The sequence below is a fragment of the Streptomyces sp. NPDC002144 genome (genome assembly GCF_053593695.1).
Genome location: NZ_JBSFDB010000004.1, coordinates 174,346 through 190,795, shown reverse-complemented (window position 1 = coordinate 190,795; position 16,450 = coordinate 174,346). Strand labels below are relative to the sequence as shown.

Below are 16,450 nucleotides of genomic sequence, written 5' to 3'. Positions count from 1 at the left end.
CGAGCCGGTCCGGTAGGGCGAGCCGTGCTCCGCGGGAGGGGACTGTGCCTCGCGGGCGGGTCTGAGTACCGTTCGCGTGCGAGTGCGGTGGTGCGGCGGGCACGTGTGGTGCGGTGCCCGCGGCCGGGCAGCCGAAGACGGACCGGGATCGGGGATCGGGGCGGAATGGACGCGTACGACACAGGGTCGGGCGCCCGGCGTGTGCCGGACGGGTCCGGCGGCTTGCCCGAGCCGGGTGAACCGGACGGGGCGGCCGAGCAGCGGTCCGCGCCGCCCGAGCCCCCCTCACCCGCACCCGAGCCGGACCCCGCCCTCCGCACCGGCCCCTACGCCGAGCCCCGGACGGGTGTCGCCGCCCTCTCCCTGCGCTACCAGATAGGCGCCGCGCTCGCTCTCGCCGTCGTCGCCGCCGTCGTCTGCGTGCACATCGGCATGGTGTTCCTGCACGTCGCGCCGGCGAACACGGTCACCCAGCAGCACGGCAAGGCGATCGACGAATGGATCTACCCGGAGTTCGAACAGAACTGGAAGCTGTTCGCGCCCAACCCGCTGCAGCAGAACATCGCGGTCCAGGCCCGCGCCGAGGTGCGCGCGACGGACGGCGGGGTGCGCACCACCGGCTGGTACGACCTGTCGGCCGAGGACGGCCGGGCCATCGACGGCAATCTGCTGCCCAGCCACACCCAGCAGAACGAACTGCGCCGGGCCTGGGACTTCTTCCTCGCCACGCACGACGCCGACAACCGCCCCTCGGGCCTGCGCGGCTCCCTGTCCGAGGCGTACGTGCGGCGCATCGTGGCGCTGCGCCTCGACCGGGACGACGCGGCGGGGAAGAGCGGCTCGGTGATCCAGGTGCAGGTCCGCTCGCGCACCACCAACGTCCAGCCCCCGAAGTGGAGCGCAGAGAAGCTCTCCGACCAGCCGATGTACCGGGTGCTGCCCTGGTGGCCGGTCTCGGCCGCCGACACCGAGGGGGGCGCGGAGTGAACCGCTTCGCTCTGGCCGTCTCGGCCGGCATCGCCCGCGTCACCGACGCGGCCCTCGGCCCGTACCAGACCGCCGTGATCCGTATCGGCTTCAGCGCGACCTGGCTGCTGTTCCTGCTGAGGGAGTTCCCGCACCGCCAGGAGATGTACGGCCCCGACGCCCCGTGGAGCTGGGACCTGGCCCAGCGGCTGATCGCCGACAACCACGCCTTCACGGCCCTGATGTGGTCCAGCGGCCGGTTCTGGTTCGAGCTGGTCTACGCGTTCGCCCTGCTGGCGAGCGTCCTGCTGCTGCTGGGCTGGCGCACCCGCACCATGTCCGTGCTGTTCATGGTCGGTGTGCTCTCCCTGCAGAACCGCAGCGTCTTCATCGGCGACGGCGGTGACAACGTCCTGCACCTGATGTCCGTCTATCTCGTCTTCACCCGCTGCGGCCAGGTGTGGTCGCTGGACGCGCGGCGGGAACGGCGCACGCGCGAGGCACACGCGCGTGGGGAGGTCGTCGCGGACCGGATCGGTCCCCCCCTGTGGGGCGTGCTCGGGTTCGTCCTGGTCGCGGTGACGGCCGGGGGCCGATTCGACGGCACCGACCCGACCGTGCCGGTCATCCTGTGGCTGGTGTGGGTGGCGCAGGCCGTGCGGTGGGCCGTCGCCCGCTGGGCCGGGCGCCGGGAACCGCGGATCCTGGCGGACGTCGTGGCCAACGTCGTGCACAACGGCGCCCTGCTGGTGATCATGACGGAGGCCTGTCTGATCTATGCGACGGCCGGCTGGTACAAGATCCAGGGCTCGCGCTGGCAGGACGGTACCGCCGTCTACTACCCGCTCCACCTGGACTACTTCTCGCCCTGGCCGGGCCTCGCCGACCTGCTGTCCTCCAGCGGCACGATGGTGATGCTGGTGACGTACGGGACCGTGATCGTGCAGGTCGCCTTCCCGTTCACGCTGTTCAACCGGCGGGTGAAGAACGTCCTGCTGGCGGCGATGATGACCGAACACGCCGTGATCGCCGTGGTCCTCGGGCTGCCGTTCTTCTCGCTGGCCATGATCGCGACGGACGCGGTCTTCCTGCCGACGTCGTTCCTGCGCCGTCTGGGCGGTTTGGCCGCACGCGCGCGTACCCGTGTCCTGGCGGGCCGTGCGGCGGTGCCCGAGCCGCGGACACCGGAGAACCCCGAGCCCGCGCACGCGAACTCCACGGCGTGAACCCCCAAGGCACGCGCACGTAGGCTGCACGCCATGACCGACCCCGTGACCCTCTGGCGCCGGCTCGCCGACTCCTCCGTCCTGCTCGACGGCTTCCACGCCCTCAAGCACGCCGTGCGCTTCGGAGCGGAGATCCCGGTGGCGGTCGCCGTGGACCGGGCGGCCGTACTCGCCCTCGCCGACGAGCTGGCCCCCGATGTCACGGACACGCTGGCCGCGCTCCTGACGGAGGTGCCGGAGCCCACGTACCGCGGCCTCGTCGATCGCCCGCACCCGACGGCGGTGGCCGCCCTGGCCGTACGACCGCCCCGCGCGGCGCATCTCGAGACGCTGGCGCGCCGCCCCCGCACCGCCCCGGTCGTGGTCCTCGACAACCCGCGCAACCTGGGCAACGCAGGCGCGGTGATCCGTCTGGCCGCCGGTTTCGGGGCGACCGGCGTGGTCACCACCGGCACGCTGGACCCCTGGCACCCGACGGTCGTCCGCGGCGGGGCCGGGCTGCACTTCGCGACGGCGGTGGAACGGCTGGCCGTGGAGGAGCTGCCCGAAGGGCCGCTGTTCGCCCTGGACCCGGAGGGCGACGACATCCGGGGGACGAAGCTCCCGGACGACGCCGTCCTCGCGTTCGGATCGGAGCGCAGCGGCCTGTCGGCCGCCCTACGCGCGCGTGCCGACCATCTGCTGTCCCTGCCCATGCGTCCCCAGGTCTCCAGCTACAACCTGGCGACCAGCGTGGCGATGACGCTCTACCACTGGAGCGCCGGCGGTTTCTAGGCCTCCCGCCGCACCTCGACGACGCGGAAACGGTTGGCCACGAACGCCCCGTCGCACAGCGCGGCGTTGGCCGCCGGGTTGCCGCCCGAGCCGTGGAAGTCGGAGAAGGCGGCCGTCTGGTTGACGTACACCCCGCCGGTCAGGTTCAGCGACAGCTGGGCCGCCTCCTCCAGGCAGACCTCCTGGACCGCCTGCTCGACCTCCTCGTCGCTCGTGTACGCCCCGACGGTCATCGCGCCCTTCTCGCGGACGGTGCGCCGCAGCAGTTCCAGCGCGTCGGCCGTCGAGTCGACCGCCACGGCGAAGGAGACCGGGCCGAAGCACTCGCTCATGTAGGCGGCCTCGTCGTCCGGCTTGGCGCCGTCGAGCTTGACGATGACCGGCGTGCGGACCACGGCCTGCGGGAACTCCGGGTTGCTGATCTCCCGCGACGCAAGGGCGACTTCGCCGAGACCCGCGGCCGCTTCCAGCCGGGCCTTCACGTCCGGGTTGACGATGGCGCCGAGGAGCGCGTTCGCGCGGGCGTCGTCGCCGAGCAGTCCGTCGACGGAGCGGGCGAGATCGGCGACGACCTCGTCGAAGGTCTTCGGCCCCTCCTCGGTACGGATGCCGTCACGGGGGATCAGCAGGTTCTGCGGGGTGGTGCACATCTGGCCGCTGTACAGGGACAGCGAGAAGGCCAGGTTGGACAGCATCCCCTTGTAGTTCGCCGTCGAGTCCACGAGCACCGTGTTCACGCCGGCCTTCTCCGTGTAGACCTGCGCCTGCCGGGCGTTGGCCTCCAGCCAGTCGCCGAAGGAGGTCGAACCCGTGTAGTCGATGATCCGGATCTCCGGGCGGGTCGCCAGCGTCTTGGCGATGCCCTCGCCGGGGCGCTCGGCAGCCAGAGCCACCAGGTTCGGGTCGAAGCCGGCCTGGCCGAGGACCTCGCGCGCGACCTGCACGGTGAGCGCGAGCGGCAGCACCGCGCGCGGGTGGGGCTTGACCAGGACCGCGTTGCCGGTCGCCAGGGAGGCGAACAGGCCCGGATAGCCGTTCCACGTCGGGAAGGTGTTGCAGCCGATCAGCAGTGCGATCCCGCGCGGGACCGGCGTGAACTGCTTGGTGAGCGCGAGCGGGTCGCGCTTGCCCTGCGGCTTGGTCCACTCCGCCGTGTCGGGCGTGCGCACCTGCTCCACGTACGCGTACGCGACCGCCTCCAGGCCGCGGTCCTGCGCGTGCGGGCCGCCCGCCTGGAACGCCATCATGAACGCCTGGCCGCTGGTGTGCATGACGGCGTGCGCGAACTCGTGCGTCCGGTCGCTGATCCGCTTGAGGATCTCCAGGCAGACCACCGCGCGCGCCTCCGCGCCCGCGTCCCGCCAGGCTTTCTGGCCCGCCCGCATGGCGGGCAGCAGCACGTCGACGTCCGCGTGCGGGTACTCCACGCCCAGCTCGATCCCGTACGGCGAGACCTCGCCGCCCACCCAGTCGTCCGTGCCGGGCTGGCCGAGGTCGAGGCGGGTGCCCAGGACGGCGTCGAAGGCGGCCTTGCCCGCGGCCATGTCCAGGCTGCCGTTCTCGCCGTAGGCCTTGGGGTGCTCGGGGTGCGGGGACCAGTACGCACGTGTGCGGATCGCTTCCAGCGCCTGGTCGAGGGTCGGCCGGTGCTTGGCGATGAGCTCGTGCGTGGTCAGTTCGGCGGCCATGCGGGACCAACTCCTCGTCTCAAGAGCTCTTCGTCGAGCTCATGACCTGGGCAGAAACTTGGGCAGGAACAGCCAGTCAGAGTTAGAGTAACCGAACGATCGGTCGGGACAAGGGGGTCCGCCGCATCTGTGGAAAACCCCGTGCGGGAGGATCGCGCACATGACAGCACTCGACCTCAGCAGCCCCGTGGCCGTCGTCGGCACCGGCACGATGGGCCAGGGCATCGCCCAGGTCGCGCTGGTCGCCGGCCATCGCGTACGGCTGTTCGACGCCGTTCCCGGCCGGGCCCAGGACGCGGCCGCGGCGATCGGCGCCCGGCTCGACCGGCTCGTCGAGAAGGACCGGCTCACCGGCGCCGAACGGGACGCGGCACGCGCGCGTCTGCTGCCCGCCGCGGACCTCGCCGAGCTCGCCGACTGCTCCCTGGTCGTCGAGGCCGTCCTGGAGCGGCTGGACGTCAAGCAGGACCTCTTCCGGGCGCTCGAGGACCTCGTCGACGAGGACTGTCTGCTCGCCACCAACACCTCCTCCCTGTCGGTCACTGCGATCGGCGGTGCCCTGCGCAGCCCGGGCCGCTTCGTCGGCCTGCACTTCTTCAACCCCGCGCCGCTGCTGCCGCTGGTGGAGGTGGTCTCCGGGTTCGCCACCGACGTCTCGTCGGCCACGCGCGCGTACGAGATGGCACGCGCCTGGGGCAAGACGCCGGTGGCCTGCGCCGACACCCCCGGCTTCATCGTCAACCGCATCGCCCGGCCCTTCTACGCCGAGGCGTTCGCGGTCTACGAGGCCCAGGGCGCCGACCCCGCCACCATCGACGCGGTCCTGCGCGAGTCCGGCGGCTTCCGGATGGGCGCCTTCGAACTGACCGACCTCATCGGCCAGGACGTCAACGAGTCGGTCACGCACTCGGTGTGGCAGAGCTTCTTCCGGGACGTGCGCTTCACCCCCTCGCTCGCCCAGCGCCGCCTGGTCGAGTCGGGCCGGCTCGGCCGCAAGAGCGGGCACGGCTGGTACGACTACGGGGACGACGCCGAGCGGGCCGAGCCGCACACCGCGGAGCGGGCGCAGCCGCCCGCGTACGTCGTCGCCGAGGGCGACCTGGGCCCCGCCTCGGAACTGCTCGCGCTGATCCGCGAGGCGGGCATCCAGGTCCGCGAGGAGGACGAGGACCACGGCAGCCGCCTGGTGCTGCCGGGCGGCGGCCAGCTCGCCCTCGCCGACGGGCAGACCTCGGTGGAGTTCCGCGACGTCGTCTACTTCGACCTCGCCCTGGACTACCGCCGCGCCACCCGAATCGCCCTGTCCGCCTCCCAGGACACCGCCCCGCAGACCCTCGCCGAGGCCACCGGCCTCTTCCAGGCGCTCGGCAAGGACGTCAGCGTCATCGGAGACGTCCCCGGCATGATCGTCGCGCGCACGGTCGCCCGGATCGTCGACCTCGCGCACGACGCCGTCGCCAAGGGCGTGGCCACCGAGGAGGACATCGACACCGCGATGCGCCTGGGCGTCAACTACCCGCTGGGCCCCTTCGAGTGGAGCCGCAGGCTCGGCCGGAACTGGGCCTACGCCCTCCTCGACGACCTGCACCTGCGCGACCCCTCCGGCCGCTACGCGCCCTCCCTGGCGCTGTACCGGCACGCCTACGCCTCCGACAAGCGGGAGGGCAGCACCTCATGACGACCGCCAAGCGCGACACGTACACCCCGGAGACGCTGCTGTCCGTCGCCGTCCAGGTCTTCAACGAGCGCGGCTACGACGGCACCTCCATGGAGCACCTGTCCAAGGCGGCCGGCATCTCCAAGTCGTCGATCTACCACCATGTGGCGGGCAAGGAGGAACTGCTGCGCCGGGCCGTCAGCCGGGCCCTGGACGGCCTCTTCGGGATTCTCGACGAGGACCACGCGCGCGTGGGGCGTGCCGCCGACCGTCTTCAGTACGTCGTACGGCGCATGGTCGAGGTGCTGATCGGCGAACTCCCCTACGTCACCCTGCTGCTGCGCGTGCGCGGCAACACCGGCACCGAACGGTGGGCCCTGGAACGGCGCCGCGACTTCGACCACCGGGTCGCCGAGCTGCTGAAGGCGGCGGCCGCGGACGGGGACGTGCGCGGCGACGTGGAGGTGCGGCTCGCCACCCGGCTCGTCTTCGGGATGATCAACTCGATCGTCGAGTGGTACCGGCCGGACGGGCGCGGGATGAACGAGCGCGAGGTCGCCGACGCGGTGGTGCAGCTGGTCTTCGGAGGCCTGCGCGAGGAGGGCTGACCTCAGCCCTGCGGTTCCAGGTCCTCCTCCTCGAACACCAGCAGCGTGCGGGTGCTCAGCACCTCCGGCATGTTCTGCAGCCGGGTGAGGACCAGTTCGCGCAGCGCCCGGTTGTCGGACGTGTGGACCAGCAGCAGTACGTCGAAGTCGCCGCCCACCAGGGCGATGTGGGAGGCGCCGGGCAGCTGTCTGAGCTGCTCGCGGACCGTGCGCCAGGAGTTCTGCACGATCTTCAGGGTGATGTACGCCGATGTGCCCTGACCGGCGCGTTCATGGTCGACGCGGGCGCCGAAGCCGCGGATGACGCCGTCGTCGATGAGCCGGTTGATACGGGCGTAGGCGTTGGCGCGGGAGACGTGGACCCGTTCGGCGACCGACCTTATCGACGCACGGCCGTCAGCCTGGAGCATCTGCAGGATGTCCAGATCGATCGCGTCGAGGGGCCGCGGCGGCGGCAGGGGGACGGTGCCCTCGGGCTCCTCGGCCATTTGTTCAGGTGCCATGTCCCCCCGCCTCCCTGCCATGGACGTACTGCGTTCATTCCAGGCTGTGGAGAACCGTTTGTCCACAGCCCGAAGGGGCCTGTAGCCAAAATGTGCCGACGACCGAACAATCGGTAGGTGAGGCGGGTCACAGCCGACGCGCCTCCCGTAGCCACTCCCACGAGGAGGTGCCGTCATGACGGTCATGGAGCAGCGGGGCGCGTATCGGCCATCGCCACCCCCCGCCTGGCAGCCCCGCACCGATCCCGCGCCGCTGCTGCCCGACGCGGAGCCCTACCGGGTGCTGGGCACCGGGGCGGCGGCGAAGTCCGACCCTGCCCTGCTGCGCCGCCTGTACGCCGAGCTGGTGCGCGGCCGCCGCTACAACGCGCAGGCCACCGCCCTCACCAAGCAGGGCCGTCTCGCCGTCTACCCCTCCAGCACCGGTCAGGAGGCCTGCGAGGTCGCCGCCGCGCTCGCCCTGCAGGAGCAGGACTGGCTCTTCCCCAGCTACCGCGACACCCTCGCCGCCGTCGTCCGTGGCGTCGACCCCGTCCAGGCGCTGACCCTGCTGCGCGGTGACTGGCACACCGGCTACGACCCGTACGAGCACCGGGTAGCCCCCCTGTGCACCCCGCTGGCCACTCAGCTCCCGCACGCCGTCGGGCTCGCGCACGCCGCCCGCCTCAAAGGCGACGACGTGGTCGCGCTCGCCATGGTCGGCGACGGCGGTACCAGCGAGGGCGACTTCCACGAGGCGCTGAACTTCGCCGCCGTCTGGCAGGCACCGGTCGTCTTCCTGGTCCAGAACAACGGCTTCGCCATCTCCGTCCCGCTCGCCAAGCAGACCGCGGCCCCCTCCCTGGCCCACAAGGCCGTCGGCTACGGCATGCCCGGCCGGCTGGTCGACGGAAACGACGCGGCCGCCGTCCACGAGGTCCTCACCGACGCCGTACGGCACGCACGTGAGGGCGGCGGACCCACGCTGGTCGAGGCGATCACGTACCGCATGGACGCCCACACCAACGCCGACGACGCCACCCGCTACCGGGGTGACGCCGAGGTCGAGGCCTGGCGGGCGCACGATCCGATCGCGCTCCTGGAACACGAACTGACCGAACGCGGCCTCCTCGACGAGGACGGGATGCGGCACGCGAGCGATGCCGCCGAGACCATGGCCGCCGACCTGCGCGAGCGCATGAACCAGGACGCGGTGCTCGACCCGGCGGACCTGTTCGCCCACGTCTACGCCGAACCGACACCGCAACTGCGCGAACAGCAGGCCCTGCTGGAGGCCGAGCTGGCGGCGGAGCAGGAAGGGGCGCACTGATGACCACCGTCGCCGTCAAGCCGGCCACCATGGCGCAGGCCCTCACCCGAGCGCTTCGCGACGCCATGGCCGCCGACCCCTCGGTGCACGTCATGGGCGAGGACGTCGGCACCCTCGGCGGCGTCTTCCGCGTCACCGACGGCCTCGCCAAGGAGTTCGGCGAGGACCGCTGCACCGACACCCCGCTCGCCGAGGCCGGCATCCTCGGCACCGCCGTCGGGATGGCGATGTACGGGCTGCGCCCGGTGGTGGAGATGCAGTTCGACGCGTTCGCGTACCCCGCCTTCGAGCAGCTGATCAGCCATGTCTCCCGCATGCGCAACCGCACGCACGGCGCCATGCCGCTCCCGATCACCATCCGTGTCCCCTACGGCGGCGGCATCGGCGGTGTCGAGCACCACAGCGATTCCTCCGAGGCGTACTACATGGCGACTCCGGGGCTCCATGTGGTCACGCCGGCCACCGTCGCCGACGCCTACGGACTGCTGCGCGCCGCCATCGCCTCCGACGACCCGGTCGTCTTCCTGGAACCCAAGCGCCTGTACTGGTCGAAGGACTCCTGGAACCCCGAGCACCCGACCGACGTGGAACCGATAGGCCGCGCCGTGGTGCGGCGCCCGGGCCGGAGCGCCACGCTCATCACCTACGGCCCCTCGGTCCCCGTCTGCCTCGAAGCCGCCGAGGCCGCGCGCGCCGAGGGCTGGGACCTCGAAGTCGTCGACCTGCGCTCCCTGGTGCCGTTCGACGACGAGACGGTCGCGGCCTCGGTACGGCGGACCGGACGCGCGGTCGTCGTGCACGAGTCGGGCTCCTTCGGGGGACCGGGCGGAGAGATCGCGGCGCGGGTCACCGAGCGCTGCTTCCACCATCTGGAGGCGCCGGTGCTGCGCGTGGCCGGGTTCGACATCCCCTACCCGCCGCCCATGCTGGAGCGGCACCACCTGCCCGGCGTGGACCGGATCCTGGACGCCGTGGGGCGTCTGCAGTGGGAGGCGGAGAACTGATGGCACAGGTGCTGGAGTTCAAGCTCCCCGACCTCGGGGAGGGGCTCACCGAGGCGGAGATCGTGCGCTGGCTGGTGCAGGTCGGCGACGTCGTCGCCGTGGACCAGCCGGTCGTCGAGGTCGAGACGGCCAAGGCGATGGTCGAGGTGCCCTGTCCCTACGGCGGCGTGGTCACCGCCCGCTTCGGCGAGGAGGGCACGGAGCTTCCCGTCGGCGCCCCGCTGCTGACGGTCGCGGTGGGCCCGAAGGCCTCGCACACCGAGTCCGAGGGCTCCGGGAACGTGCTGGTGGGCTACGGCACGGGGGCACCCCCGGCACGCAGGCGCAGGGTGCGCCCGACGACACCGACGGGCGCTCCCGCGGGTCCGACGGGCGGTCCCGCGGCACCCGGACGTGTGCCCCCGGCGGCACCGGGGCGCGGGCATGCCACTCCCGCCGACGACGCCTCCGACCGCTCCGGCCGCTCCGACGGCTCCGACGGCTCCGACGGCTCCGAAGGGTCCGACGGCAGGATCGCGTCGGCGGCGGGCCAAGGACCCGCCCGGCAGAACGGCACCGTCGCCGTCGGCACCGCGCGCGTGACCGACGCACCCGGGAGCCCCCGGGGCGAGGGACCCGTCCCCGTGATCTCCCCGCTCGTCCGCCGTCTCGCCCGCGAGAACGGCCTGGACCTGCGGGAGTTGGCCGGCTCAGGACCCGACGGGCTGATCCTGCGGGCCGACGTCGAGTACGCGCTGCGGGCCGCGGACGCGGCGTCCCGGCGGGCGGCACCAGCGGCCGAGCCGCACGCACGCGTGACCGCGACGCCCACGCCCGCGACCCCGGCGCCCGGGCCGTCGCAGGCCGCCCCCGCCGGCACCCGCATCCCCCTCAAGGGCATCCGCGGTGCCGTCGCCGACAAGCTCTCCCGCAGCCGGCACGAGATACCGGACGCCACCTGCTGGGTGGACGCCGACGCGACCGAGCTAATGCGCGCGCGTGCCGCGATGAACACGGCGGGCGGCCCCAAGATCTCCCTCCTCGCCCTCCTGGCCAGGATCTGCACCGCCGCCCTCGCCCGCTTCCCCGAGCTCAACTCCACGGTCGACACAGCGGCCAGGGAGGTCGTCCAGCTCGACCACGTGCACCTGGGGTTCGCCGCGCAGACCGAGCGGGGCCTGGTCGTACCGGTCGTACGGGACGCCCACGCGCGCGACGCCGAGGCGCTGACCGCCGAGTTCGCCCGGCTGACCGAGGCGGCCCGCGCGGGAAGCCTCACGCCCGGGGAACTCACGGGCGGGACCTTCACGTTGAACAACTACGGAGTGTTCGGCGTCGACGGCTCCACGCCGATCATCAACCACCCCGAGGCGGCCATGCTCGGCGTCGGCCGTATCGTCCCCAAGCCGTGGGTGCACGAGGGCGAGCTGGCGGTGCGCCAGGTCGTCCAGCTCTCGCTCACCTTCGACCACCGGGTGTGCGACGGCGGCACGGCGGGCGGCTTCCTGCGCTACGTGGCGGACTGCGTGGAACAGCCGGCGGTCCTGCTGCGCACGCTCTGAACCGGACGTGCTGCGTGACTGTGCGGCCGCCCGCACGTTCCCTGTGATCGTGAGGCCCCCCATACTCATGGGGTGACCTCGTACGAGCGCTCGGACGTCCCCGGCACGGCGTACGACGCCGTCGTCCTGGCCGGGGGCGCCGCGCGGCGGCTCGGCGGCGCCGACAAACCCGGCCTGCGCGTAGGAGGGCGGGCGCTGCTCGACCGCGTGCTCGCGGCCTGCGCCGACGCGCGCAGGACGGTCGTCGTGGCCGAACCGCGCCCCACACCCCGGCCCGTGCTGTGGGCCCGAGAGGACCCGCCCGGCGGCGGCCCGCTCGCCGCGCTCGGCGCCGGACTGCGCGACACCACGGCCGACCCCGTCGTCGTCCTCTCCGCCGACCTGCCCTTCCTCGAAGCGCAGACGGTACGGCGGCTGCTGACCGCCCTCCGGGCGAGCAGCGCCGACGGCGCCCTGCTCACCGACGCCGACGGCCGGGACCAACCCCTGGTGGCCGCCTACCGCGGGCCCGCGCTGGGCCGCGCACTGGCCGCCCTCTCCGCAGAACACGACGGCCTCACCGGCCTCCCCCTCCGCCGGCTGACCGCCGGCCTCGACCTCACCCGCGTCCCCGACCCCGTCGCGTCCTTCGACTGCGACACCTGGGACGACATCGCCACCGCCAGGGCACGTATCAGGGAGCATGGGCACGTGTTGGATGAATGGATCTCCGCAGCCAAGGACGAGCTGGGCATCGACCTCGACGTCGACACCGGCGTCCTGCTCGATCTCGCCCGCGACGCCGCTCACGGTGTGGCCAGGCCCGCCGCACCCCTGACCACCTTCCTCGTCGGCTATGCGGCCGGACTGGCCGGCGGCGGCCCGCAGGCCGTCGCCGAGGCCGCCCGCAAGGCCGCCGCCCTCGCCTCACGCTGGGCGGACGAGGTCGCCGACGCCAAGGCGGACGCGGCCCCGGACGCCACGCCCGAGCCCCGTCCGGACGCCGGATGACCGCCCGCTCCACCCGGACCGGCGAGGACGCCGAGGACCTGGACGTCGAGGAGGTGCTCGCGCTGGTGAACGAGCACGGTGGCCCCGCGGGCGACCCCGGCGGCCGTAGGGAAGGCCCCGCCCACGTCCCGGCCCCCGCCGCCCAGGGTGCCCACCACAAGCCGGACGCCCACCACAGGGCCACCCCCTGGCCCGAGGCCCGCGCGACCGCGGCCCGTGCGGCCCGCGCCGGCTCCAGGGCCGCCCGCCGCGCCCCTGTCTCGGTGACTCTGGACGACGCTCTGGGCCTCACCCTCGCCGCCCCCCTCACCGCCCTCACCGACCTGCCCTCCTTCGACACCTCGGCGATGGACGGCTGGGCGGTCGCCGGGCCCGGCCCCTGGGACGTACGGGACGAGGGGGTGCTGGCCGGGCACGCGGAACCCGAACCGCTCACCGACGGCGAGGCCGTCCGGATCGCCACCGGCGCCCGTGTCCCCCCGGACACCACGGCCGTCCTGCGCACCGAACACGGCCGCAGCGACGCCCAGGGCCGTCTGCACGCCACCCGCGAGATGCACCACGGCCAGGACATCCGCCCCCGCGGCCAGGAGTGCCGCTCCGGCGACCAGCTCCTGCCCGTCGGCGCCCTGGTGACCCCGGCGGTGCTGGGTCTCGCCGCGGCCGCCGGCTACGACACGCTCACCGCCGTACCCCGCCCCCGGGCCGAAGTGCTCGTCCTCGGCGACGAGTTGCTCACCGAGGGGCGACCGCACGACGGTCTGATCCGGGACGCGCTCGGCCCGATGCTGCCGCCCTGGCTGCGCGCGCTCGGCGCCGAGGTCGTCGCCGTACGCCGCCTGCGTGACGACGCCAAGGCACTGCACAAGGCGATCTCCGGCTCCACCGCCGACCTGATCGTCACCACCGGCGGCACGGCCGCCGGCCCCCTCGACCACGTCCACCCCACCCTGGAGCGCATCGGCGCCGAACTCCTCGTGGACGGCGTGAAGGTGCGCCCCGGCCATCCCATGCTGCTGGCCCGCACCAAGGAGGACCAGCACCTCGTCGGCCTCCCCGGCAACCCCCTCGCCGCCGTCTCCGGCCTGCTCACCCTCGCCGAGCCCCTGCTGCGCACCCTCGCCGCGCACCCCGCCCCGGAGCCGTACGCGCTGCCGTTGCAGGGCACGGCGCACGGGCATCCGTACGACACCCGGCTCATCCCGGTCGTGCTGCGCGGGAATGTCGCCGTGCCGCTGCACTACAACGGGCCCGCCATGCTGCGGGGCATCGCGGCGGCCGACGCTCTCGCCGTCGTACCGCCCGGTGGCGCACGAGCGGGTCAGGAGCTGGAACTCCTCGATCTGCCCTGGGCGTCCGCCGGCATCGGGGTGTGTTTCACGTGAAACTTCCGGGCCATGACGCGATCGCCCGCCAGGCGGACGAACATCTCGTGACCCATCGCGTGAAACTCCCCCGGAAGGTGGTGGACCGGCCCATCCAGCAGGTCGTCAAACGCCTGCTGATGGCCCTGCTGGTCCTGGTCGCGACCGCCCTCATCGTCTACGCCGACCACGAGGGCTACAACGACAACGCCGACGGCTCGGTCGATCTCGTCGACGCGTTCTACTACGCGACCGTCACCCTCTCCACGACCGGCTACGGCGACATCACCCCGGTCAGCCATGGCGCCCGGCTCACCAACATCCTCGTCATCACGCCCCTGCGCGTGCTCTTCCTGATCATCCTGGTCGGCACCACCCTCGAGGTCCTCACCGAACGCACCCGGGAGGAGTGGCGGCTGAATCGCTGGAGGTCCGCCTTGCGGGATCACACCGTCGTCGTCGGGTTCGGGACGAAGGGGCGGTCGGCGATCCAGACCGTCTGCGCGACGGGGCTGAGGAAGGACCAGGTCGTCGTGGTCGATCCCGCCGCCAAGGTGATCGACGCGGCGGCGGCCGACGGGTACGCAGGCGTCATAGGTGACGCGACCCGCAGCGAGGTGCTCAAGCGGGCCGAGGTGCACCGGGCACACCAGATCATCATCGCGACCCAGCGCGACGACACGGCCGTGCTGGTGACGCTGACGGCCCGGCAGCTCAACCGGGGCGCGAAGATCGTGGCCGCCGTGCGGGAGGAGGAGAACGCGCCGCTGCTGAAACAGTCCGGTGCCGACGCGGTGATCACCAGCGCCAGTGCGGCCGGACGGCTGCTCGGCCTGTCCGTGCTCAGTCCGGCGGCCGGCATGGTGATGGAGGACCTCATCCAGCAGGGCAGCGGGCTCGACATCGTCGAACGGCCGGTCACCAAGGCCGAGGCCGGCAAGGGTCCGCGTGAGACGGAGGACCTGGTGGTGAGCGTCGTCCGCGGGCACCGGGTGCTCGGATACGACGATCCCGCCATAGGAACCCTGCAGTTGACGGACCGTCTGATCACCATCGTCCGGGCGACCCCGGGCAACCAGGTCGCCCCCGACGTCCGCCCGATGCGGCAGGACTGAGTCCCGCCGTCGGTGAGGGGTAGCGTCCCCCTCATGCATGCGATCACGATTTCCGAACCTGGCGGACCCGAGGCCCTGGTGTGGGAGGAGGTCCCCGATCCGGTGCCCGCGGAGGGCGAGGTGCTGGTAGAGGTGGTGGCCGGCGCCGTCAACCGCGCCGACATCATGCAGCGCATGGGCTTCTACGACCCTCCGCCCGGCGCCTCCCCCTACCCCGGCCTCGAGTGCTCGGGCCGTATCGCCGCGATCGGCCCCGGCGTCTCCGGCTGGGCCGTCGGCGACGAGGTGTGCGCGCTGCTGTCGGGCGGCGGTTACGCCGAGAAGGTCGCCGTACCGGCCGGACAACTGCTGCCCGTCCCCGAGGGGCTGGAGCTCAGGCAGGCGGCCGCGCTGCCCGAGGTGGTCTGCACCGTCTGGTCGAACGTCTTCATGATCTCCCACCTGCGTCCCGGCGAGACCCTGCTGGTGCACGGCGGTTCCAGCGGTATCGGCACGATGGCGATCCAGCTGGCCAAGGCCGTGGGCGCCAAGGTCGCCGTCACGGCCGGCACCAAGGAGAAGCTGGACCAGTGCGCCGAGCTCGGCGCGGACATCCTGATCAACTACCGGGAGCAGGACTTCGTCGAGGAGATGGAGCGGGCCACGGACGGCGCGGGCGCCGACGTCATCCTCGACAACATGGGCGCCAAGTACCTGGACCGCAACGTCCGCACGCTCGCCGTCAACGGGCGGCTCGCCATCATCGGCCTGCAGGGCGGCGTCAAGGGCGAGCTGAACATCGGCGCGCTGCTGGGCAAGCGGGCCGCCATCAGCGCGACCTCGCTGCGGGCCCGTCCGCTGGGCGAGAAGGCGGCCATCGTGGCGGCCGTACGTGAACACGTCTGGCCGCTGATCGCCGCCGGGCACGTCCGTCCCGTCGTCGACCGCGAGATCCCGATGAGCGACGCGAGCGCCGCGCACCGGGTGGTGGAGGAGAGCGGGCACATCGGCAAGGTGCTGCTCGTCGTGGGCTGACGGGCCTCAGGACCGGCGCAGCCGCAGCCCGATGAACGCCAGCCCCAGGCCGAGCCCGATCAGCACCAGTCCGCTGCCCAGCGGCAGGACGCGCAGGACGGGCTCAGCGGGGGCCACGGCCTGCGTCCCGCTCCGCCCCGGAGGCTGCTGCGCGGGCGTGGGGGTGACCTGAACGGCCTCCTCGGACGGCACGGATGCGTCGGCGCTCTCGGCGACGCCGCCGTCGCCTCCGCCGGCCTCCTCCGGGTCGGTGGCCGCCACGTCGGTGTCCGCGCCCTGCTCCGTCGCCGACTCCTCGGCCCGCCCCGGCCGCTCCCGACCCACCCCGGCCCGGCTCCCGGCACGGGACGGCTCGGCGGAAGCGGCCGGTGCGGAGGGCCGTACATGCTCGCGCGCGGGCCTGCCATAGGAGCCGGGTGCGCCCACGGTCTCGTACGCCGGCGCGAGTTCATGAGCGGGCGTGTGCTGGTGCGTCGGCGTGGCGCCGGGCGCGGGCAGGACCCTGTGTGCCGACGGGTGCTGCCGCGCGTACGCCGACCCGGAGCCATGAGCCGTCGATCCGCCCCCGTGAGCCCACGCCGCGCCGCCCGGCGTCACCCCGGCCACCACCGCCACCAGCAGCCCCGCCGTCCGCATCGCACGCGCCCATCCAGTCATGCATCCACGGTCACACCGACGCACGCGTCCGGCA

At 72.9% G+C, this 16,450-nt stretch carries 15 protein-coding genes; 12 read left to right on the top strand and 3 right to left on the bottom strand.

Features of this window, described 5'->3' with window-relative positions; genetic code table 11:
- Positions 1-165 precede the first annotated feature (165 nt).
- Genes ACWCQ1_RS08100 through ACWCQ1_RS08090 form a run of 3 tightly spaced genes read left to right on the top strand, consistent with a single transcriptional unit; the run spans position 166 to position 2,966 of the window.
- The gene (locus tag ACWCQ1_RS08100) at positions 166-987 is read left to right on the top strand and encodes a DUF5819 family protein (protein WP_358597474.1); all 822 of its coding nucleotides are present in this window, start codon (positions 166-168) and stop codon (positions 985-987) included.
- The gene (locus ACWCQ1_RS08095) at positions 984-2,192 is read left to right on the top strand and encodes an HTTM domain-containing protein (RefSeq protein ID WP_451026074.1); all 1,209 of its coding nucleotides are present in this window, start codon (positions 984-986) and stop codon (positions 2,190-2,192) included. Before ACWCQ1_RS08100 ends, ACWCQ1_RS08095 begins: the two co-directional genes overlap by 4 nt.
- 33 nt (positions 2,193-2,225) lie before the next feature.
- A complete protein-coding gene (locus tag ACWCQ1_RS08090; RefSeq protein WP_133043991.1) occupies positions 2,226-2,966 on the top strand; it encodes a TrmH family RNA methyltransferase in 741 nt (246 codons plus the stop codon).
- Here ACWCQ1_RS08090 and paaN read toward each other — a convergent pair.
- Positions 2,963-4,654, bottom strand: coding sequence for a phenylacetic acid degradation protein PaaN (gene paaN / locus ACWCQ1_RS08085; RefSeq protein ID WP_358597479.1), 1,692 nt, complete (start codon positions 4,652-4,654; stop codon positions 2,963-2,965). The two genes, ACWCQ1_RS08090 and paaN, sit on opposite strands and share 4 nt — an antisense overlap.
- Before the next feature lie 160 nt (positions 4,655-4,814).
- Here paaN and ACWCQ1_RS08080 point away from each other — a divergent pair, with 160 nt between their 5' ends.
- Positions 4,815-6,332: a 3-hydroxyacyl-CoA dehydrogenase gene (locus tag ACWCQ1_RS08080; protein ID WP_451026073.1), complete on the top strand. Its 1,518-nt coding sequence runs from the start codon at positions 4,815-4,817 to the stop codon at positions 6,330-6,332.
- On the top strand, positions 6,329-6,919 hold the full coding sequence (locus ACWCQ1_RS08075) for a TetR/AcrR family transcriptional regulator (RefSeq protein WP_133043994.1): 591 nt from the start codon (positions 6,329-6,331) through the stop codon (positions 6,917-6,919). The genes ACWCQ1_RS08080 and ACWCQ1_RS08075 overlap by 4 nt, the downstream gene beginning before the upstream one ends.
- Before the next feature lie 2 nt (positions 6,920-6,921).
- On the opposite strand, the gene ACWCQ1_RS08070 is transcribed toward ACWCQ1_RS08075, so the two are convergent.
- Positions 6,922-7,407 carry an Lrp/AsnC family transcriptional regulator gene (locus ACWCQ1_RS08070; RefSeq protein ID WP_358597979.1) on the bottom strand — a complete coding sequence of 162 codons (486 nt, stop codon included), beginning with the start codon at positions 7,405-7,407 and terminating at the stop codon, positions 6,922-6,924.
- A gap of 190 nt (positions 7,408-7,597) precedes the next feature.
- Here ACWCQ1_RS08070 and pdhA point away from each other — a divergent pair, with 190 nt between their 5' ends.
- The 7 genes from pdhA (at position 7,598) to ACWCQ1_RS08035 (ending at position 15,759) form a co-directional block, all read left to right on the top strand.
- Positions 7,598-8,731 (top strand): pyruvate dehydrogenase (acetyl-transferring) E1 component subunit alpha, encoded by a 1,134-nt coding sequence (gene pdhA / locus ACWCQ1_RS08065; protein WP_358597485.1) that lies wholly within the window; start codon positions 7,598-7,600, stop codon positions 8,729-8,731.
- A complete protein-coding gene (locus ACWCQ1_RS08060) occupies positions 8,731-9,735 on the top strand; it encodes an alpha-ketoacid dehydrogenase subunit beta (RefSeq protein WP_358597488.1) in 1,005 nt (334 codons plus the stop codon). Before pdhA ends, ACWCQ1_RS08060 begins: the two co-directional genes overlap by 1 nt.
- Entirely contained in the window at positions 9,735-11,276 is a 1,542-nt protein-coding gene (locus ACWCQ1_RS08055; protein WP_451026072.1) for a dihydrolipoamide acetyltransferase family protein, read from the top strand. The genes ACWCQ1_RS08060 and ACWCQ1_RS08055 overlap by 1 nt, the downstream gene beginning before the upstream one ends.
- A gap of 72 nt (positions 11,277-11,348) precedes the next feature.
- Complete coding sequence (locus ACWCQ1_RS08050) at positions 11,349-12,266, top strand: NTP transferase domain-containing protein (protein WP_451026071.1); 918 nt, start codon at positions 11,349-11,351, stop codon at positions 12,264-12,266.
- Positions 12,263-13,651 carry a molybdopterin molybdotransferase MoeA gene (locus ACWCQ1_RS08045; RefSeq protein ID WP_358597497.1) on the top strand — a complete coding sequence of 463 codons (1,389 nt, stop codon included), beginning with the start codon at positions 12,263-12,265 and terminating at the stop codon, positions 13,649-13,651. Before ACWCQ1_RS08050 ends, ACWCQ1_RS08045 begins: the two co-directional genes overlap by 4 nt.
- Positions 13,648-14,745 (top strand): potassium channel family protein, encoded by a 1,098-nt coding sequence (locus ACWCQ1_RS08040; RefSeq protein WP_451026070.1) that lies wholly within the window; start codon positions 13,648-13,650, stop codon positions 14,743-14,745. Before ACWCQ1_RS08045 ends, ACWCQ1_RS08040 begins: the two co-directional genes overlap by 4 nt.
- A gap of 33 nt (positions 14,746-14,778) precedes the next feature.
- Complete coding sequence (locus tag ACWCQ1_RS08035; RefSeq protein WP_208785825.1) at positions 14,779-15,759, top strand: NAD(P)H-quinone oxidoreductase; 981 nt, start codon at positions 14,779-14,781, stop codon at positions 15,757-15,759.
- 6 nt (positions 15,760-15,765) lie between these two features.
- Here the strand turns inward: ACWCQ1_RS08035 and ACWCQ1_RS08030 are convergent, their stop codons facing one another.
- The gene (locus ACWCQ1_RS08030; protein WP_451026069.1) at positions 15,766-16,416 is read right to left on the bottom strand and encodes a hypothetical protein; all 651 of its coding nucleotides are present in this window, start codon (positions 16,414-16,416) and stop codon (positions 15,766-15,768) included.
- Positions 16,417-16,450 lie beyond the last annotated feature (34 nt).